This is a genomic window from uncultured Allobosea sp., assembly GCF_945956895.1.
Classification (GTDB): domain Bacteria; phylum Pseudomonadota; class Alphaproteobacteria; order Rhizobiales; family Beijerinckiaceae; genus Allobosea.
Genome location: NZ_CAMFJF010000015.1, coordinates 41,718 through 60,878 on the forward strand (window position 1 = coordinate 41,718; position 19,161 = coordinate 60,878).

The 19,161-nt window shown below is 67.9% G+C and carries 14 protein-coding genes and 1 pseudogene; 9 read left to right on the top strand and 6 right to left on the bottom strand.

Annotated features, from left to right (window positions below):
* Positions 1 to 44: 44 nt before the first annotated feature.
* Both Q0Q02_RS11360 and Q0Q02_RS11365 read left to right on the top strand, forming a co-directional pair.
* A pseudogene (locus Q0Q02_RS11360) lies at positions 45 to 941 on the top strand (tyrosine recombinase XerC); the annotation flags it as partial.
* 66 nt (positions 942 to 1,007) lie between these two features.
* Complete coding sequence (locus Q0Q02_RS11365) at positions 1,008 to 1,568, top strand: DUF4337 domain-containing protein (protein WP_293809440.1); 561 nt, start codon at positions 1,008 to 1,010, stop codon at positions 1,566 to 1,568.
* 15 nt (positions 1,569 to 1,583) lie between these two features.
* Here Q0Q02_RS11365 and Q0Q02_RS11370 read toward each other — a convergent pair whose 3' ends face one another.
* The 3 genes from Q0Q02_RS11370 to Q0Q02_RS11380 all read right to left on the bottom strand — a co-directional run bounded on the left by Q0Q02_RS11370 (position 1,584) and on the right by Q0Q02_RS11380 (position 5,030).
* Positions 1,584 to 2,444: an ABC transporter permease gene (locus Q0Q02_RS11370; RefSeq protein ID WP_293809442.1), complete on the bottom strand. Its 861-nt coding sequence runs from the start codon at positions 2,442 to 2,444 to the stop codon at positions 1,584 to 1,586.
* A complete protein-coding gene (locus Q0Q02_RS11375) occupies positions 2,441 to 3,385 on the bottom strand; it encodes an ABC transporter permease (RefSeq protein WP_293809444.1) in 945 nt (314 codons plus the stop codon). Before Q0Q02_RS11375 ends, Q0Q02_RS11370 begins: the two co-directional genes overlap by 4 nt.
* A 154-nt stretch (positions 3,386 to 3,539) precedes the next feature.
* On the bottom strand, positions 3,540 to 5,030 hold the full coding sequence (locus Q0Q02_RS11380; protein ID WP_293809446.1) for an ABC transporter substrate-binding protein: 1,491 nt from the start codon (positions 5,028 to 5,030) through the stop codon (positions 3,540 to 3,542).
* A 176-nt stretch (positions 5,031 to 5,206) separates the two neighbouring features.
* Here Q0Q02_RS11380 and uxaC point away from each other — a divergent pair, with 176 nt between their 5' ends.
* From uxaC to Q0Q02_RS11395, 3 genes are all read left to right on the top strand, one after another.
* Positions 5,207 to 6,610, top strand: a complete 1,404-nt coding sequence (gene uxaC, locus Q0Q02_RS11385) for a glucuronate isomerase (protein WP_293809448.1) — start codon at positions 5,207 to 5,209, stop codon at positions 6,608 to 6,610.
* Positions 6,607 to 8,076, top strand: a complete 1,470-nt coding sequence (locus tag Q0Q02_RS11390; RefSeq protein WP_293809450.1) for a mannitol dehydrogenase family protein — start codon at positions 6,607 to 6,609, stop codon at positions 8,074 to 8,076. The genes uxaC and Q0Q02_RS11390 overlap by 4 nt, the downstream gene beginning before the upstream one ends.
* A gap of 282 nt (positions 8,077 to 8,358) precedes the next feature.
* On the top strand, positions 8,359 to 9,186 hold the full coding sequence (locus tag Q0Q02_RS11395; protein ID WP_293809451.1) for a transporter substrate-binding domain-containing protein: 828 nt from the start codon (positions 8,359 to 8,361) through the stop codon (positions 9,184 to 9,186).
* 178 nt (positions 9,187 to 9,364) lie between these two features.
* Here Q0Q02_RS11395 and Q0Q02_RS11400 read toward each other — a convergent pair whose 3' ends face one another.
* Complete coding sequence (locus tag Q0Q02_RS11400; RefSeq protein ID WP_293809453.1) at positions 9,365 to 10,516, bottom strand: amidohydrolase; 1,152 nt, start codon at positions 10,514 to 10,516, stop codon at positions 9,365 to 9,367.
* 214 nt (positions 10,517 to 10,730) lie between these two features.
* Between Q0Q02_RS11400 and Q0Q02_RS11405 the strand changes: the two genes are divergently transcribed.
* From Q0Q02_RS11405 to Q0Q02_RS11415, 3 genes are all read left to right on the top strand, one after another.
* A complete protein-coding gene (locus Q0Q02_RS11405) occupies positions 10,731 to 12,440 on the top strand; it encodes a lysine--tRNA ligase (protein WP_293809455.1) in 1,710 nt (569 codons plus the stop codon).
* A gap of 19 nt (positions 12,441 to 12,459) precedes the next feature.
* Positions 12,460 to 13,845, top strand: a complete 1,386-nt coding sequence (locus Q0Q02_RS11410; RefSeq protein WP_293809456.1) for an FAD-binding oxidoreductase — start codon at positions 12,460 to 12,462, stop codon at positions 13,843 to 13,845.
* Between the two features lie 79 nt (positions 13,846 to 13,924).
* On the top strand, positions 13,925 to 14,617 hold the full coding sequence (locus Q0Q02_RS11415; RefSeq protein WP_293809457.1) for a nitroreductase: 693 nt from the start codon (positions 13,925 to 13,927) through the stop codon (positions 14,615 to 14,617).
* 100 nt (positions 14,618 to 14,717) lie between these two features.
* Here Q0Q02_RS11415 and Q0Q02_RS11420 read toward each other — a convergent pair whose 3' ends face one another.
* Both Q0Q02_RS11420 and Q0Q02_RS11425 read right to left on the bottom strand, forming a co-directional pair.
* Positions 14,718 to 15,788: a DUF808 domain-containing protein gene (locus Q0Q02_RS11420; RefSeq protein WP_293809459.1), complete on the bottom strand. Its 1,071-nt coding sequence runs from the start codon at positions 15,786 to 15,788 to the stop codon at positions 14,718 to 14,720.
* Between the two features lie 172 nt (positions 15,789 to 15,960).
* Positions 15,961 to 18,033 (bottom strand): 3-hydroxyacyl-CoA dehydrogenase NAD-binding domain-containing protein, encoded by a 2,073-nt coding sequence (locus tag Q0Q02_RS11425; protein WP_293809461.1) that lies wholly within the window; start codon positions 18,031 to 18,033, stop codon positions 15,961 to 15,963.
* Between the two features lie 290 nt (positions 18,034 to 18,323).
* Here Q0Q02_RS11425 and Q0Q02_RS11430 point away from each other — a divergent pair, with 290 nt between their 5' ends.
* Positions 18,324 to 19,070 (top strand): enoyl-CoA hydratase-related protein, encoded by a 747-nt coding sequence (locus Q0Q02_RS11430; RefSeq protein ID WP_293809463.1) that lies wholly within the window; start codon positions 18,324 to 18,326, stop codon positions 19,068 to 19,070.
* Positions 19,071 to 19,161: the final 91 nt, after the last annotated feature.

The window sequence follows — 19,161 nt, forward strand, 5'->3', positions numbered from 1 at the left end:
GTCATGCTTCCCTTATGACCGATTTCGACTCCTTCCGGCGCGACTGGCTTTCGCATCTCGCGGCCGAGCGGCGCCTCTCGCCGAAGACGCTGGAGGCCTATTCTCGCGATCTCGGCCAGTTCCACGCTTTCCTCACCGGGCACCTCGGCGGCGCGCCCTCGCTTTCCGACATCGCCGCGCTGAAGCCCGTCGACCTGCGCGCCTTCCTCGGCCAGCGCCGACGCGACAATGTTGGCAACCGCACCCTGATGCGCCAGCTCGCGGCGCTGCGCTCCTTCGCCCGCTTCGGCGAGCGCCAGGGCAAGCTCACCGCCGCCGCCTTCGCCGCGACGCGAGGTCCGCGCCTCGGCAAGTCGCTGCCACGCCCCCTCGAACCCTCGGCCGCGCGCGCCGTCACCCAAGCCGATACCCGCGCCGGCGAGGAGCGCGAGCAATGGATCCTCGCCCGCGATGCTGCCGTGCTCGGCCTGCTCTATGGCAGCGGGCTGCGCATCTCGGAGGCGCTCTCGCTCGCCCGCGCCCAGGCCCCGCAACAGGCCGGGGACACGCTGACCGTCATCGGTAAGGGCAGCAAGACGCGGATGGTGCCGGTGCTACCCGTCGTGGTCACGGCGATCGCGGAATATCTCAAGCTCTGCCCCTGGCGCCTGCCACTGGGCGGCCCACTCTTCGTCGGCGCCAAGGGCGGGCCGCTCTCGCCGCGCATCATCCAGCTCGCGGTCGAGGGCTTGCGCGGCGCACTCGGCCTGCCCTCCTCGGCCACGCCGCATTCCCTGCGCCATTCCTTCGCGACGCATCTGCTCGGGCGCGGCGGCGACCTGCGCGCCATCCAGGAATTGCTCGGCCACGCCTCGCTCTCAACGACGCAGATCTATACCCGCATCGATTCGGCCCGGCTGATGGCGGCCTATGACGCCGCCCATCCCCGCGCCGGGCACTGAACGCATCCCTCTTGATGCCGCAACGGAACACCCTCACAAGGCGCCAGCCACCCTGGGGATGATTCGATGTCAGGCCATGTCGAGACGCCGGAAAACGGCAACAAGAAGATCGCGCTGCTGATTGCCGTGCTGGCGCTGCTGCTGGCGCTGGCCGAGATCGGCGGCAAGAACGCCGAGAACGAGGCGGTCGCCAAGAATATCGAGGCCTCCAACCTCTGGGCCTTCTTCCAGGCGAAGACGATCCGCGGCACCGTCGTGCGCACAGCGACGGAGGCGATGGAGCTCGATCTCGCCGATACCACCGACGCTGCCGCGCGCGAACGGCTACAGAAGCGCATCGAGGCCTGGAAGGCGACGGCGACCCGCTACGACACCGAGCCCGAAACCAATGAAGGCCGCAAGGAGCTGGCCGCACGGGCCAAGGCGGCCGAGCAGAAGCGCGACGACTACAAGGCCCGCAACGAGAATTTCGAGATCGCCTCGGGCCTGCTCCAGATCGGCATCGTCGTGGTCTCGGCCTCGATCATCACCGGCGTGACGCTGCTCGCCTTCGTCGGCGGCGGCCTGGGCGCCGCTGCGATCGGCTTCATGGGCCTCGCGCTCTTCGCACCGCATCTGCTGTTCTGAGGGCGCGCGGCGACCTCACCGGGCGCGCCGCAAGCGCGGATCAACCGCGTCGCGCAGACCGTCGCCCAGCAAGTTGAAGCCCAGCACGGTCAAGGCGATCGCGGCCCCCGGAAAGATCGCGAGCCAGGGCTGTGTCGCCATGAAGGTCTGCGCCTCGTTGAGCATCCGTCCCCAGGACGGATTCGGCGGCTGCGTGCCGAGGCCGAGATAGGACAGCCCCGCCTCGGCCAGCACCGCGAGCGCGAACTGGATCGTCGCCTGCACCACCAGGATGCCGGCGATATTCGGCAGGACATGGCGCAGTGTGATCTGCCGGTTGTTCAGGCCCGCCGCCCGCGCCGCCTGGATGAAATCCTGCGCCCAGACCTGCAAGGCCGCCCCGCGCGAGAGCCGCGCGAAATAGGGCAGGTTCAGAACGGCGATGGCGACGATCGCGTTGAGCATGCCCGGCCCCGCGATCGCGGTCATCATGATCGCGGTCAGCACGGCCGGAAAGGCATGCGTGAAATCGGCCGTGCGCATGATGATGTGGTCGAGGATACCGTCACGCCGGACGGACGCGGCCAGCCCCAGCGCCGTGCCTGCGACCATGCCGATGCCGACCGCGCCCAGCCCCACCGCCAGCGAATTGCGCGCGCCGACCATGATCATCGAGAACACGTCGCGGCCGAACTGGTCCGTGCCGAACCAATTCGCGGCGGAGGGCCCCTTCAGCCGGTTCAGAATCATCATCTGCGTCGGCTGGTAGGGCGTCCAGACGTAAGACGTCAGCGCCGCCGCAACGACGAGCATGGCCAGCACGATGCCGATCACGAAGGAGGGCGCGAGCCACCAGTGTCGCTTGCCGCCGGGCGCCTTGTCCTGAACCGCGCTCATGATTGCCTCAGGCGCGGATCGATCAGCCCATAGAGCAATTCGACCGCAAAATTGATCAGGATCGCCAGCCCGGCAAAGAGCATGACGAGGTCCTTGACCACGATCAGGTCATGCTGGGCGATGGCCTGGAAGACCAACCGTCCCAGCCCCGGCAGCGCGAAGACGTTCTCGATGATGATCGCCCCCGCGATCAGCACCGAAAACTGAAGGCCGAGGATGGTGACGACCGGGATCAGCGCGTTGCGCAGCGCATGCCGACGCATTGTCGTGCCTTCGCTCAGCCCCTTGGCGCGGGCAGTGCGGACGAAATCCTCCTGCAGCGTGTCGAGCATCGAGGAGCGCGTCACCCGCGCGATGATCGCGGCCTGCGGCAGGGCGAGCGCCAAGGCCGGCATCAATAGCGCCTTGAGGGAGACGCCGATCCCCGCCTGCCAGCCCGGGAAGCCGCCGGCCGGCAGCCAGCCGAGCCCGACCGCGAAGACGAGCACGAGCAGAAGGCCGAACCAGAAATTCGGGATGGCGAGCCCGGCCTGCGCGAAGGCCATCACGCCGGCGTCAGTGAGCCTGCCATGGCGCGAAGCCGCGAGCATGCCGAGCGGAATGCCGATCGCCGTCGCCAACGCGATCGCCATCAGCGCCAGCGGCAGCGTCACCGCCATGCGCTCGGCAATGAGCTGCAGCACCGGCACGCGATAGGTATAGCTCTGGCCGAGATCGCCGGTGGCGAGCCCGCCCAGCCAGAGCAAGAAGCGCAGCACCGCCGGCTTGTCGAGGCCCATCTCGGCCCGAAGAGCGGCCAGCGCCTCCGGCGCGGCATTGAGGCCGAGCGTCACCGCCGCCGGATCGCCCGGCAGGATTTCGAGCACGACGAAGATCACCACCGCCGCCGCGAGCAGGGTCAGGCCCAGCGCGGCGAGACGGCGCAGGATATAGCCGATCACGCCCCACCCCTCTCCACGCCGTCATCCCGGACAAGCCGCGCAGCGGCGCCGATCCGGGATCCATGCCGGAGCGCTTCTGGCAAAGGTTCAGGCATGGATCCCGGGTCTCCCTCCGGTCGCCCGGGATGACCCGGCTGGGTCCATGACGGTGGGATCACCGCCAGCGCAACTCAGCCAACGGCGTCACCGGCAGCGGCCAGTCCGTCCACATGCCCTCGAGCGCGGCATTCACCACCGTGATCTTCGGCAGGATGAACAGGAAGCCGTTGACGGCATCCTGCGCCAGCTTGCGCTGCGCCTGCTTGTAGAGCTCGTTGCGGGCGCCATCGTCCAGCGTCTCCGAAATCTTGGCGATCAGCGCCTTGAACTCGGGGTTCTTGTACTGGAAGTAGTAGCCGTCGCGCGCGTAGATATCGATGTCGAGCGGCTCGGTATGGGCGATGATGCTGAGGTCGTAATCCTTGTTGCGGAAGACGCGCTCCAGCCATTGCGGAAATTCCAGCGGCTCGATCGCCGCGTTGATGCCGATCTGCGCGAGCAGTGCGGCGACGATCTCGCCGGAGCGGCGGGCATAGGAGGGCGGCGGCAGCTTCAGCGTGCAGTTGAAGCCGTTGGGGAAGCCGGCCTCAGCCAGCAGCGCCTTGGCCTTGGCGGGATCGTAAGGGTAGGTGCCGGTCAGGTCGACATAGGCCGGGTGCAGCGGCGAGAAATGGCTGCCGATCAACGGCACGTCGAAACCGTAGACGCCGAGCGCGATGGTCTTGCGGTCGAGCGCATGGGCAATCGCCTGCCGCACCTTGAGATTGTCGAAGGGCGGCTTGGCATTGTTGGTGGCGAGCACCGTCTCGCCCTCGGTGCCGCCAATCGTGACCTTGAGCTTGGCATCGGCCTTGAGCTGCGGCACGGCTTCCGGCGCCGAGAGATTGGTATGGGCGTCGACATCGCCGGCCCTGAGCGCCGCGACCTGCGCCTGCGGATCGGACATGAAGCGGAAGGTCGCCTTGGCCAGCGCCGGCTTCTCGCCCCAGTAGCCGTCGTTGCGGGCGAGTTCGAGCCGGTCGCCGCGGTTCCAGCGCACGAATTTGAACGGGCCGGTGCCGACCGGATTGGTCTTGTTGCTGGCGGCCGTGGCCGGCGCCACGATCACCGCATCGCCCCAGGCGAGGCCGAAGAGGAAATTCGCCGTCGGCTGCTTGAGCTTGATCACCACGGTTGCCGGGTCCGGCGTCGTGATCTCGGCGATCGGCGTGAAGAGCTGGCGTTGGGCGTTGGTCGAGTCGGCTGCGACCGCCCGCTCGAAGGAGAACTTCACCTGCTCGGCGGTGAAGGGCGTGCCGTCATGGAATTTCGCGCCCTGCCGCAGCTTGAAGCGATAGGTGACGTTGTCGTCGGCGATCTGCCAGCTTTCGGCGAGGCAGGGCTGGATCTTGCCGGTGCGGTCGACCTTGACCAGGCCCTCGAAGATGTTCTGCAGCGTCACCTCGCGGATCGCCTGCGCGGCGCCCGAGGTCGGGTCCAGCGTCGGCGGCTCCAGCGTCTGGGCGATGGTCACGCTGTCCTTCGCCTGGGCCAGCGCGACGACGGGAAGCTGCGCCGCCAGCGCTGCCAGTCCCGCCCCTGCCAGGAGTTCACGCCGCGTCGTCATATCCATCGCTCCGATGCCGTTACGGCGAGAGGATGGCGCGGGAAACAGGCCGAACGCAAGCCCGCTTCCGATGCAATCCCCGTTGGGCACGAAGCGCTCTCTGGCGCACTAGTATACCAGGCAATTGACCCGTACTGCAGCCGGCTCTAGAGATCGTTCGACCGATGGAGATGCCCATGTTGCTGCACGACGATCGCCTCTTCCCCGCCGATCCGGTGACGCGCGGCATCGCGCGCCGGCTCTTCGCCACGGTCCGCGACCTGCCGATCATCTCGCCACACGGGCATACCGATCCGCGCTGGTATGCCGAGGACAATGCCTTTCCCGATCCGGCGACCCTCTTCGTCAAGCCGGACCATTATATCTTCCGCATGCTCTATTCGCAGGGCGTCCGGCTGGAGGAGCTCGGCATCGCCCGCAAGGATGGCGGAGAGGTCGAGACCGATCCGCGCAAGATCTGGAAGCTCTTCGCCGATCACTGGCATCTCTTCCGGGGCACGCCGACGCGGCTCTGGTTCGAGCATGCAACCTCGACCGTCTTCGGCATCAACGAGCGCCTGACGCCTGAGAATGCCGACAAGATCTACGACAGAATCGCCGCCAAGCTGGAAGAGCCGGAGCTTCGGCCCCGTGCCCTGTTCAAGCGCTTCAACATCGAGGCGATCAGCACGACCGAAGGCGCGCTCGACGATCTGCGTTGGCACGATAGGGTCCGCGAGTCCGGCTGGGACGGCAAGGTCGTCACCGCCTACCGGCCCGACGGCGTCGTTGATCCCGAGTTCGAGGGCTTTTCGGACAATCTCGAAAAATTCGGCGAGTTGACGGGCGAGGATATCGGCTCCTGGACCGGCTATCTCGACGCCCATCGCAAGCGGCGCGCCTATTTCAAGGAGCGCGGCGCCACCTCCTCCGACCATGGCCATGCCACCGCCCGCACCGCCAATCTCTCGGATGCGGAGGCCGAGAAGCTCTATGCCAAGATCCTCAAGGGCAAGGTCTCGGCCAAGGATGCCGACCTGTTCCGCGGCCAGATGCTGACCGAGATGGCGAAGATGAGCCTCGATGACGGGCTCGTCCTGCAGATTCACCCCGGCTCCCATCGCAACCACAACGCCGCGCTGTTCGAGCATTTCGGCCGCGACATGGGCTGCGATATTCCGACGCAGACCAATTATGTCGAAGCGCTGAAGCCGCTGCTCGACGCCGTCGGCAACGAACGCAACCTCACCGTCATCGCCTTCACCCTCGACGAGACAGCCTATTCGCGCGAGCTCGCTCCCCTCGCCGGACACTACCCGGCGCTGCGGCTCGGACCGGGCTGGTGGTTCCTCGACGCGCCTGAAGCGATGCTGCGCTTCCGCGAACTGACGACCGAGACAGCCGGCTTCTACAACACCGTCGGCTTCAACGACGACACCCGCGCCTATCTCTCGATCCCGGCCCGCCACGACGTCGCGCGCCGCGTCGACTGCGCCTATCTCGCCAAGCTCGTCGCCGAGCACCGGCTCGAAGAGGACGAGGCGGCCGAGGTCGCCCATGACCTCGCCTATCGCCTCGCCAAGGAGGCCTACAAGCTGTGACCCGCCTCTCCGCCTCCACCCTCGCCGGCCTGCCGGCCTCGGTCCGCCGTCCGGCCTATGACCGCGCCGCGCTGAAAGCCGGCATCGTCCATCTCGGCCTCGGTGCCTTCGCCCGCGGCCATCTCGCCGAATATACCGAGGACGCGCTGGAGAAGCGCTTCGGTGCGTGGGGCATTGTGGGCGCCAGCCTCCAGCGTCCCGACCAGCGCGACCGACTGAAGCCGCAGGACGGGCTCTACACCCTGCTCAAGCTCGCGCCGACCGGACCGGAACTGCGCGTCATCGGCTCGGTGCTTGATGTCCTCGTCGCGCCCGAAAGTCCTGCCGCTCTCATCGCGAAGCTCACCGCGCCCGAGATCCGCATCGTCTCGCTCACCGTCACCGAGAAGGGCTATTGCCACGATCCCGCGACCGGCAGGCTCAAGGCCGATCATCCCGACATCGTCCATGACCTCGCCAATCCCCATGCGCCGCGCTCCGCCGTCGGCATCCTCGTCGCCGGTCTGAAGGCGCGCCGCGATGCGGGCTTGGGACCCTTCACCGCGCTCTGCTGCGACAACCTCCCGTCCAACGGCCATGTCCTGCGCGGCCTCGTCCGCGACTTCGCGGCGCTGACCGACGACAAGCTCGCCGCCTGGATCGAGGCCAACGGCGCCTTCCCGGCGACGATGGTCGACCGCATCGTCCCCGCCACGACCGATGCTGACATCGCCGAGGTGGCTCGCCTGACCGGACGTGAGGATGCCGCGCCCGTCATCGGCGAGCCCTTCCGGCAATGGGCGATCGAGGATGTCTTCGCCGCCGGCCGCCCGGACTGGCATGAGGTTGGCGCCCAGATGGTCTCCGAGGTCGCGCCCTTCGAGTTCATGAAGCTCAGGATGCTGAACGGCGCGCATTCCTCACTCGCCTATCTCGGCTATCTCGCCGGCCACGAGACGGTGGCAGAGGCCAGCGGCGATCCCGTCCTTGCCCGCTTTCTGCAAGGCCTTTGGGCCGAGATCATTCCGACCGTACCGGCCCCGCAAGGTGTCGTGCTGGCGGATTACGCGAAGGCGCTGCTCGTCCGCTTCCAGAACCCGGCCATCCGCCACCGCACCTGGCAGATCGCCATGGACGGCTCGCAGAAGCTGCCGCAGCGCCTGCTCGGCACCATCCGCGAGCGGCTGAAGGCCGGCGGCGGAATCGACCATCTCGCGCTCGGCGTCGCCGCCTGGATGCGCTATGTCACCGGCACCGACGAGAAGGGCGGCGCGATCGACGTCCGCGATCCGCTGGCCGCCGAACTCAAACGCCGCACGGAAGCTGCCGGGCGTGATGCGAGCGCGCTGGTCGCCGCGTTGACCGGGATCGAGGCGATCTTCGGGACCGATCTGCCGGGCGATGAGCGGTTCACGAAGCCGGTCACCGCCCGCCTCGCTGCGCTCTTCGACAAGGGCGCCAAGGCGGCGGCGGCGAGCCTGGGCTGATCGCTCGGCCGCCTTCCCTTCTCCCCTTGCGGGAGAAGGTGGCCCGGAGGGCCGGATGAGGGGCCGCGCTGCGCTATCCGTCATTGCGAGCGCAGCGAAGCAATCCAGGGGACGTCGAGCGCTACGTCCCCTGGATTGCTTCGTCGCTTCGCTCCTCGCAATGACGGGAAACGTCGCGCGACCCCTCACCCCAACCCTCTCCCGCAAGGGGAGAGGGGGCCGGGCCCACATGTCCCTCCTCGGCCCTTGATCCGCATCGGCATCCCACGCCACATAGGCGCGATGCTTCGCGCGCTCACTCTTGCGGTCTCGCTCCTCACCGCCGCCACCGCCCTGGCGCAGGAGCCGCCGCGCATCGCCATCCCCAATCTCTGGGACCCGCGTATCCGGCTCGACCGGCCGGAGCCCGGCCCGCCGCGCGTCGTGCGCTTCCTCGCCGATGACGATTACCCGCCCTTCCATTTCGCCGGGCCGGACGGGGCGCTGACCGGCTTCTCGGTCGAGCTCGCCCGCGCCGCCTGCGACAAGCTGGCCTGGACCTGCACGATCCAGCCACGCCGCTTCGATACGCTCGCCGACTCGCTGGCCGAGGGCCGGGGCGACGTGCTCGCGGCGGCGATGAACCTGACGCCCGCCCTGCGCGAGCGCTTCGCCGCAAGCCATCTCTATTTTCGCGCCCCCGCCCGCTTCATGACCACGCGCGGCAACGCCCGGCCAGCGCTAGACGGCGCGACCCTGCTGGGACGCCGGGTCGCAGTCGTCTCCGGCACGGCCCATCAGGCCTTCCTCGAACAGCTCATGCCCTTCGTGCAGCGCCGCGAGAGCGCCAATCTCAATGCTGCGATCGCGGCGCTCCGCAGCGGCGAGGCGGAATATGTCTTCGGCGGCGGCGTGGCCCTGTCGCTGGCGCTCGCCGGCAGCGGCGGCGAGTTTGCCTTTTCGGGCGGCCCCTATCTGGAGAGCCGCTATTTCGGCGAGGGCGTCGCCTTCCTGCTGCGCAAGGACGACCCTGCCCTGAAGCGCGCCATCGACTACGCGCTGCAAGGTCTCTGGGACGACGGAACCTACGCCCGCCTCTATCTGCGCTTCTTCCCGGTCAGTCCGTATTGAGGCACGAAACCCCGCCGTCTTTCCGGGGCATTGCGCAGCAATGAGCCCGGAACCCAGAACCGATGCCGCCGATCGGAGAAACGAACCGAACGGCTGAGCCCTTGCGACCAGCAGCATCGGCTCTGGATTCCGGGCTCGGGTCTGCGGCCCGCCCCGGAATGACGAGGAGGTAGCTGCTTTACGGCGCGTTGCTGGCCAGCGCCTGCTTGGCCACCGCCGCGAGCCAGCCGGAAGCCGCAGGCAGGATCGCGTCGTTGAAATCGTAGCGATCATTGTGCAAGGCGCCGCCGTTCACCGCGGGGCCATTGCCCATCCAGATGTAGCAGCCCGGGCGCTTTTCCAGGAAATAGGCGAAATCCTCGCCGGTCGTGCTCGCTTTCATGTCGCGCCGGACGGGCAGCCCCGCGGCCTCGCCGGCGGCGGCGGCCATGTCCTCTTCCGCAGGCGTGTTGATCGTGGCGACGCCATAGTTGTATTCCACCGCCGCCGTCATCTCGAAGGTCGCGGCGATGTTCTCGGCAATGCCCTTGAGCCGCGCCAGCAAACGGTCGCGCACCGCCGGCACGAACGTGCGGAACGTGCCCTCGATGAAGACATTGGTCGGGATCTGGTTGGAGGCGAGCCCGCCATGCACCTGGCCGATCGAGACCACCGCCGATTCCATCGGATCGACATTGCGCGAGACGATCGTCTGCAACGCCACGATGAGATGCCCCATCGCCACGATCGGGTCATGGGTCTGCTCGGGCAGGGCCGCGTGGCCGGCCTTGCCGGTCAGCGTGACCTTGAAGCGCCCGGCCTCCGACATCACCGGCCCGCGATGCACGGCGACGGTACCGGCCTCCAGCCCCGGCCAGTTATGCAGCGCGAAGACACGTTCCATCGGGAAGCGCTCCAGCACGCCGTCATCCAGCATCGCGAGCGCGCCGCCGGTTCCCTCCTCCGCCGGCTGGAAGACGAACTGCACCGTGCCGCTCCAGCCCTCGTCGGCCTTGAGGAGCGCCGCCGCGCCCAGCAGCGAGGTGGTGTGGCCGTCATGGCCGCAGGCATGCATCACATTCGGCGTCTTCGACTTGTAAGCAACGTCGTTGACCTCCTGGATCGGCAGCGCGTCCATGTCCGCGCGCAGACCCACCGTGCGCTCGGACGATCCGCGCGTCAGCGTCGCGACCACGCCATAGCCACCGACATTGGCCACGAAGGGCACGCCGAGCTCGGTCAGCTTCTCCTGCACGAAAGCGCTGGTCAGCTTCTCGTGGCGCCCGAGTTCGGGATGGGCGTGGAGATGTCGTCGCCATGCGGTCAGCTTGTCGAGCAGGTCGCGGTCCAAGGCGGCATCCTTTCAAGGCATCATCGAACTGGAAAAAGACGAGGCAGACCCTATACGGTCATGCCGAGCCGGCAAGGCGCTTTGCGCGGGGGCCGCACCCTCGTTTGCCGCATTTCAACCGCCTTCTCGCATTGACGACGGCCTTCGCAATCTGCGAAAGCCGTTCTTCGCTTTTGCGATATGGCTTTTCACTCAGGAGAGGACACCGCCCCTCATGCCCGCCTTCGACGCAGCCCTCGTTGACGCCGCCCAGCGTTCGGCCGCCTGGCCGTTCGAGGAGGCGCGCAAGCTCGTGGCCCGCATCGAGAAATCCGGCAAGAAATCGGTGATCTTCGAAACCGGCTACGGCCCCTCGGGCCTGCCGCATATCGGCACTTTCGGCGAGGTCGCGCGCACCTCGATGGTCCGCCATGCCTTCCAGGTGCTGACCGGCAACACCATCCCGACCCGGCTCGTCGCCTTCTCCGACGACATGGACGGCCTGCGCAAGGTGCCGGACAACGTGCCGAACAAGGAGCTGCTCGCCAACAATCTCGGCAAGCCGCTGACCGAGGTGCCGGACCCGTTCGGCACGCATGACTCGTTCGGCCGCCACAACAATGCGCGGCTCTGCGCCTTCCTCGACAGCTTCGGCTTCGACTACGAGTTCAAGTCCTCGACCGACTCGTATCGCGCCGGCGAATTCGACGCGACACTGCTCAAGATGCTCGCGCGCTACGATGCCATGATGAAGATCATGCTGCCGACTTTGCGCGAGGAGCGGGCCGCGACCTATTCGCCCTTCCTGCCGATCCACCCGAAGACGCGCGTCGTCATGCAGGTGCCGATCGGCGAGGTCGATGTCGAGGCCGGCACCATCGCCTGGACCGATCCGGAGACCAAGGAGCGGTTCGTCACCCCGGTCACCGGCGGCAACGTCAAGCTGCAGTGGAAGCCCGACTGGGCGATGCGCTGGGTCGCGCTCGGCGTCGATTACGAGATGGCCGGCAAGGACCTGATCGACTCGGTCAAGGTCTCCTCGCAGATCGCCCGCGCGCTCGACGGCACACCGCCGGAAGGCTTCAACTACGAGCTCTTCCTCGACGAGCAGGGCCAGAAGATCTCGAAGTCGAAGGGCAACGGCCTGACCATCGAGGAATGGCTGACCTATGGCCCGCCGGAGAGCCTGGCGCTCTACATGTTCCAGCGCCCGCGCGAGGCCAAGAAGCTGCATTTCGACGTGATCCCGCGCGCGGTCGACGAGTATCTCCAGTTCCTCGGCGGCTACGAGAAGCAGGACTGGAAGAACCGCCTCGGCAACCCGGTCTGGCACATCCACAACGGCAACCCGCCGGCGCCGGAGGTGATCGCCTCGGGCGAGGGCGACAACGCGGTCAGGACGCAGGTCACCTTCGGCCTGCTGATGAACCTCGTCGCCGTCGCCAATTCCGAGGACAAGGCCGTGCTCTGGGGCTTCCTCCAGCGCTATGCGCCCGGCATGTCGCCGGACACCCATCCGCGCCTCGATGCGCTGGTCGGCTACGCGATCGCCTATTTCCGCGATTTCGTGAAGCCGGCGAAGAGCTACCGCCCGGCCGACGAGGTCGAGCGCGACGCCTTCACCAAGCTCGACACGGCGCTAGCGGCCCTGCCGGCCGATCCGACGCCCGAGATGGTGCAGGACACGGCGCTCGACGTCGCCCGTGCCATCCCGCGCTACCAGAACCTCACCGCCAAGAACGCGACGCCGGAGCGGCCGGGCGTCTCCGGCGACTGGTGGAAGGCAATCTACCAGGTGATGTTCGGCGAGGATCAGGGCCCGCGCTTCGGCTCCTTCGCCGCGATCTACGGCCTGCCCAATACCCGCGCCCTGATCGCCAAGGCGCTGGCCGGCGACCTGGTCAAGGAACACGCCGCATTCCTCGCGGCGCGCAAAGCCGACTGACGAGCCGACGGAGCCTGCCATGCCCCTTCCCGACGACGCGCTCGCGGCGCTGGCGGAGGTGGTCGGCTCCGGCGGCCTGCGCAGCGGCGAGGCGATCCCCGCCCGCAACCGCAAAGACGCCTCCGACACGCCGGAAGGCCTCCCGGCGCTCCTCGTCGCCCCGCGGACGACCGAGGAGGTCGCCGCAGTGCTGGCGATCTGCGCGCGGCATGCGCTGCCTGTCGTCGTCCAGGGTGGCATGACCGGGCTTGCCGGCGGCGCCACGCCGCAGGCGGGCGAGGTCGCGCTCTCGCTCGAACGCATGACCGGCGTCGAGGAGATCGATCCGGTGGCGCGGACGATGACCGTGCTCGCCGGCACGCCGCTCGCGGTCGTGCAGGAGAAGGCGGCGGAAGCCGGCTTCCTCTACGGCGTCGATCTCGGTGCGCGCGGGACCTGCACCATCGGCGGCAATGTCGCGACCAATGCCGGCGGCGTGCAGGTGCTGCGCTACGGCATGACCCGCCGCAACGTGTTCGGCCTCGAAGCGGTGATGGCCGATGGCCGTATCGTCAGCCATCTCAAGAAGGTGGTGAAGAACAATGCCGGCTATGACTGGACGCAGCTCTTCATCGGCAGCGAGGGCACGCTCGGCGTCGTCACCCGCGTGCTACTCGCCTTGCAGCCGGCGGTCAACGGCACGCAGACCGCGCTCTGCGCCGCCGGCAGTGTCGGCAACGCGCTCGCGGCGCTCAACCGTCTCGAAGCCCGGCTCGGCGGCGGTCTGCTCGCCTTCGAGGCAATGTGGTCGGAATACATGAAGGCCGCGACCGAGCAGAGCGGCCTGCCCGTTCCCTTTGCCGCAGAGCCCGAACTCGTGCTCGTCATCGAGGCCGCGATGGGGCCAAGCAGCACCGGCGAGGAAAGCTTCGCGGAAGCGCTTGCCGAGTTGGCGGAGGAAGGTCTGCTGGACGATGCCCTGATCGCGCAATCCGGCCGCGACCGGCAGCGCTTCTGGGCCTATCGCGAGGCGAATTACGAGTTCTACCGCGACCTGCCGCCCGGCATCCATTTCGACGTCAGCATTCCCCTGGGATCGATGGCAGATGCCGTTGCGCTGCTGCGCCAGAGGGTCAAGGCCCGCAGTGGCACGGCCTTCCCGATCGTCTTCGGCCACCTCGCCGACAGCAACCTGCACCTCTCGCTCCATGACGAGACGGGGGACTTCTCCGGCTTCGCCGAGATCGTCTACGAGCTGGTCCGCGAGAAGCAGGGCAGCATCTCGGCCGAGCACGGCGTCGGCATTCTCAAGAGACCTTATCTCGGCATGAGCCGCTCGGAAGCCGAGCTCGCGCTGATGACATCGCTGAAGCGGACGCTCGACCCCGGCAACATCCTCAATCGCGGGCGCATCCTGCCAGCCTGAGCGCTGGCGATCGGCTATGGCGCCGGGCCTTTGGCTATGCCAGACTCCCGGACCGTCACGGAGCCCGGGGATGCGGTGCATGATCGACGAGATGACGCCTGACCAAGCCATCGAGCGCGCCATCCGTGCGCGCCGCGCGATCCGCGCCTTCCTGCACGACCCGGTCGACCCAGCCCTTATCCGCCACCTGATCGATCTCGCCGCGCAGGCGCCCTCAGGCACCAACATGCAGCCCTGGAAGCTCCGGTTGATCGGCACGCAGTCTCGTGCCCGCCTCGAAACCGCACTGCTCACGGCGCTCGATGCCGGCGAGCGCCCCGGCGTCGAGGAGTACCGCTATTACCCCGCGCAGTTCCGCGAGCCCTATCTGGCGCGCCGCCGCAAGGTCGGCTGGGACCTCTATGGCCTCTTGGGCGTGGTGAGAGGCGATACCGAGGGCATGAAGCGCCAGACCGCCGCGAACCTGCGCTTCTTCGATGCGCCGGTCGCGTTGATGCTGAACATCGACCGCGATCTGGAGATCGGCTCCTGGCTCGATCTCGGCATGTTCATCCAGACCCTGCTGATCGCCGCCCAGGGCCATGGCCTCGATTCCTGCCCGCAGGCGATCTTCGCGCAGTTCCACCCGATCGTGCGGCGCGAGCTCGCGATCCCCGAGGACGAGGTCGTGGTCTGTGGCATCGCCATCGGCAAGGCCGATCCCGATGCCCCGGCCAACCGCCTCGTGCCCGAGCGCGAGCCGGTCGAGGGCTTCACCACCTGGCTGGATTAGCTCACCGTCATGGTCGGGCTTGTCCCGACCATCCACGTCTCCATGGATGCCGTGCGGTGTTCGAGACGTGGATGCGCGCCACAAGGGCGAGCATGACGCCTTATGAACCACGCCCGCCATCAGGCAAGGGCTTCCCGGCATCCTTCCGGAACAGCTTCACCACCGGCCCGACCAGCCAGTGCATCGCGACGATGGTGAGACCGCCGACGACCACTCCGAACACGGCCGCCAGCACCGCCCCGGCCAGCCATTCACCGGCACCCGAGAGCGCTGCCGGCAGCGCGCGCCCTGCCGCGACCGCGAGACCATGCACGCCATGGCCGAGACCGGCGAGGCCATATTCTTCCAGCCCATGGATGATGATGCCGCCGCCGACCCAGAGCATCGCCGCCGTGCCGACCACACCGAGCAGGTTCAGGAAATGCGGCATGGCGACGACGAGGCCGCGCCCGAAGGGCTGCGTCATCCAGGACAGCGCGTGGTCGAGTGCTCCCGCCTCGCCCAGCTCCAGCCGGCGCAAGCCGAGCAGGCTCGCCGCCGGCCGCGGGTTGGCGGCGAGCGCGACGCCGACATCGTCCGCCTTCACGATCAGCGCGACGACGCCGTAGACCGCGGCGGTGATACCGATGCCGACGATGGCGAGCACTGCAGCCTTCATCCAGAAGGACTGGCCGGAGACGCCGGCCAGCGTGATCGCCATGATCTCGGCAGAGAGGATGAAATCCGTCTTCACCGCGCCAGCGATCTTCTGTTGTTCGAGCGCCGCCGGATCTCCGGTCGCTTCGCTCGCCTGGCCCTCGCCATGGGCGCCATGCGGCATGACCAGCTCCATGAGCTTCTCGGCGCCCTCGAAGCAGAGGAAGATGCCGCCCGCCATCAGGAGCGGCGTGATCGCCCAGGGAGCAACCAGCGCCAGCACGAGCGCGCCCGGCAGCAGGATGAGCAGCTTGTTGCGCAGTGAGCCCATTGCGATCCGCCAGATGATCGGCAGTTCGCGCGCCGCTGCGAAGCCGACGGCATAGCGCGGCGTCACCGCCGCGTCGTCGATGACGACGCCCGCAGCCTTGGCTCCGGCCTTGCCGGCCTGCGCCACGACATCGTCAACGGAGGACGCCGCGATCTTGGCGATGCCGGCAACGTCGTCCAGCAGCGCAAACAAACCCGAAGCCAAGCGGGTCTCCTCGGAAGATTATCGGATCGGGCGAGGATAAAGCGGTTTCCACCTGCCGTCATTCTCGGGCGGAGCAAAGCGGAGACCCGAGAATCTCAGGCAGAAGAAGGCGCCAGAACCCCTTCCGGCAAGAGATGCTCGGGTCAAGCCCGAGCACGACGAACCGATCCGGTCACCCTTTCAGGCTCGCGAAACCCTTGCCTTCGGCCGCGAGGCGCCTGAGCAATGGCGCCGGCTCCAGCGCCTTGTCGCCGATCTCGGCGGCCAGCGCTTCCAGCCGCTTGACGATCACGTCGAGCCCGACGCTGTCGGCCCAGAACATCGGCCCGCCCCGCCAGGCCGGCCAGTTGTAGCCGTTGATCCAGACGATATCGATGTCGCCCGGCCGCGCCGCGATGCCCGCTTCCAGGATGCGCGCGCCCTCGTTCACCATCGGGTCGAGCAGGCGCGCGAGAATCTCCTCCTGCGTGAAGGAGCGCCGCGTCACGCCCTGCTCGGCCGAGATGCGGGCGATCAGCGCCTCGACCTCCGGGCAGCGCTGCCCGGCGCGCGCGCCTTGCGGATAGATGTAATAGCCGCGCCCGGTCTTCTGGCCGAACCAGCCTGCCTCGCAGATCGCATCGGCCACGGCAGCCTTCAGGCCGCGCGCCTTGCGCGAGCGCCAGCCGATATCGTTGCCGGCGAGATCGGCCATGGCGAAGGGACCCATCTTGAAGCCAAAGCCGACCAGCGTCGCATCGACCTCATGCGGCAGGGCGCCGGCGACCAGCAGGCGCTCGGCGGCGCGGGTGCGCTGTTCCAGCATGCGGTTGCCGACGAAGCCGAAGCCGTTGCCGACCACGACCGGCACCTTGCCGAGCTTGCGGCCGAGCATGACAGCCGTCGCGATCGCATCGTCGGCCGCGCCTTTCGGCCGCACGATCTCCAAGAGCTTCATGACATTGGCCGGGCTGAAAAAATGCATCCCGATCACGTCCTGCGGGCGCTTCGTTGCCGCCGCGATCGTGGGCACGTCGAGATAGGAGGTATTGCTGGCGAGGATCGCGCCGAGCTTGGCCACCTTGTCGAGTTCGCCGAAAATCTGCTGCTTGACGCCCATCTCCTCGAAAGCGGCCTCGACGACGATATCGGCGCCGGCCGCAGCGGCAAGGCCGACCGCCGGCTTGATCAGCGCCATGCGCCCGGCCTTCGCTTCCGGCGTCAGCGATCCCCGCGACACCGAGATGTCGTAGATCGCACCGATGCGTTTGACGCCGTTGTCGAGCGCGGCCTGCGCCGTCTCGATCAGCGTCACCGGGATGCCGGCATTGGCGAAGCACATGGCGATGCCGCCGCCCATCGTACCGGCGCCGATCACGGCAGCGCTCGATATCTCCCGCGGCTTCACCTCCGGCCCGATGCCCGGCACCTTCGCGACCTCGCGCTCGGCGAAGAAGACATGGCGCAGCGCCTTCGAACGCTCGTCGACGAGCAGCGACAGGAAGAGCTTGCGCTCCACCGCCGCGCCCTCAGCGAAAGGCAGCGTGAAGCTCGCGCGCACGGCCTCGACCAGCGCCGGCACGTTCGGCATGCCCTCGGCCTTCTTCACGGCATCCTTGGCCAGGGCCTCGAAGGCCTCGCGATCGGCCTCTATCAATTCGCCGGTGGCCGCGCTCGTGACCGGACGCCGCCCTTCGGCTGCCAGCGCGTCGGCCAGCCGGATCGCGGCGGCCACGACGTCGCTGGAGACGACCTCGTCGAGGAGCCCGTATTCAAGCGCCTTGCCGGCCGAGATCGGCTCGCCCGAGAGCATCATCGGGAAGGCCTTGGCCGCCCCGATCAGGCGCGGCAGGCGCTGCGTCCCCCCGGCGCCGGGGATGAGGCCCAGCTTGATCTCGGGCAGGCCGAGCTTCGCGGCCGGCAGGGCTACTCTGGCGTGGCAGGCGAGCGCGACTTCCAAGCCCCCGCCCAGCGCGACGCCCTGGATCGCCGCAACGACCGGCTTCGCCGAGCCCTCGATCGCGTCGAGCACATCCGGCAGGTTGGGCGGAGCCGGCGGCTTGCCGAACTCGCTGATATCAGCGCCAGCAATGAAGGCCTTGCCGGCGGAGGCGATCACGATCGCGACCACGGCAGCATCGGCATTGGCCTGCTTGATAGCGCTCGCCAGCCCTTCGCGGACGGCGGCGCCCAACGCATTCACCGGCGGATTGTCGATGGTGGCGATCGCGACCTTGCCGCGCACCTCGAGCTGAACCTTCGTCATCGACGTCTCCGCAATCCCTGTCCTGCGCCCGACTCGCAAGCCAGGGCAGTGAAGGCGCTATAGCATCGGACCGAAAAGTGGATTCCACTTTTCGGAAAAATCCGATGCGATGCCAAATTGATAGATCATCGTTATCGCGTCCAGCAGGACGCGCGATGATCTGGGCAGGCAAGGGAGAATCCGCACCGCGCGATGTCAAGCGCCGGCCGGCAACGAAAGGCGCATCCGGCCTCGCTTGACCCCCGGCGAAGGCGCATGCGATCCCGGCACGGCAATCAGGGAGCGGACCGATGAGCGAAGTGCTGAGCGAAACCGTCGCGGCCGGCGTGGTGCAGATCACCATGAACCGACCGGATCGCAAGAACGCGCTCGACCGGGCCAGCTATGCTGGGCTGATCACAGCGATCGCCGCCGCCGAGGCTGATGCCTCCGTTCGCGCGATCCTGCTGACCGGTGCCGGTGGCACCTTCACCAGCGGCAACGACATCAAGGATTTCGCCATAGCTGCCGCGGCCGGCGAAGGCCCCCGCGTCGCCATCGATTTCCTCGCGGTGATCTCGGCCGCGAAGAAGCCGATCGTCGCGGCGGTCGAGGGCTTCGCGGTCGGCATCGGCACGACGATGCTGCTGCATTGCGACCTCGCCTTCGCCGCCCGCTCCGCCACCTTCCGCCTGCCCTTCGTCACGCTCGGCCTCTGCCCCGAGGGTGGATCGAGCCACCTGCTGCCGCTCGTCGCCGGCTCGAAGAAGGCGGCGGAATTGCTGATGCTCGGCGAAGCCTTCAATGCCGAGGCCGCCGCCGCCGCCGGCCTCGTCAACGCCGTCACCGAGGACGGCACAGCGCTGGAAACCGGCCTCGCCAAGGCGAAGGCGCTCGCGGCACTGCCGCCAGAATCGCTGGCGCTCACCAAGATGCTGCTCAAGCGCGGCTCGGCCCAGGCGGTCGCCGAGACGATCGCGACCGAGGCGCGCCATTTCGGCGAACGCCTGAAATCCCCGGAGGCCATGGCCGCCTTCATGGCCTTCCTGAAGAAATAGGCCTCTCCCGCGTTCCGGCAGCACTGCGCAGCCGCTGGCCCAGCTCCCGGGGCGCTACCTGCATTCGCATGACTTGAACGCGCGCGGCACG

Coding starts and splice junctions, on each gene's coding strand:
- Q0Q02_RS11425 (WP_293809461.1), bottom strand. CDS start 18,033: ATGACGAAGGTTCAGCTCGAGGTGCGCGGCAAGGTCGCGATCGCCACC.
- Q0Q02_RS11365 (WP_293809440.1), top strand. CDS start 1,008: ATGTCAGGCCATGTCGAGACGCCGGAAAACGGCAACAAGAAGATCGCG.
- Q0Q02_RS11430 (WP_293809463.1), top strand. CDS start 18,324: ATGAGCGAAGTGCTGAGCGAAACCGTCGCGGCCGGCGTGGTGCAGATC.
- Q0Q02_RS11410 (WP_293809456.1), top strand. CDS start 12,460: ATGCCCCTTCCCGACGACGCGCTCGCGGCGCTGGCGGAGGTGGTCGGC.
- uxaC (WP_293809448.1), top strand. CDS start 5,207: ATGTTGCTGCACGACGATCGCCTCTTCCCCGCCGATCCGGTGACGCGC.
- Q0Q02_RS11370 (WP_293809442.1), bottom strand. CDS start 2,444: ATGAGCGCGGTTCAGGACAAGGCGCCCGGCGGCAAGCGACACTGGTGG.
- Q0Q02_RS11405 (WP_293809455.1), top strand. CDS start 10,731: ATGCCCGCCTTCGACGCAGCCCTCGTTGACGCCGCCCAGCGTTCGGCC.
- Q0Q02_RS11395 (WP_293809451.1), top strand. CDS start 8,359: ATGCTTCGCGCGCTCACTCTTGCGGTCTCGCTCCTCACCGCCGCCACC.
- Q0Q02_RS11380 (WP_293809446.1), bottom strand. CDS start 5,030: ATGACGACGCGGCGTGAACTCCTGGCAGGGGCGGGACTGGCAGCGCTG.
- Q0Q02_RS11415 (WP_293809457.1), top strand. CDS start 13,925: ATGATCGACGAGATGACGCCTGACCAAGCCATCGAGCGCGCCATCCGT.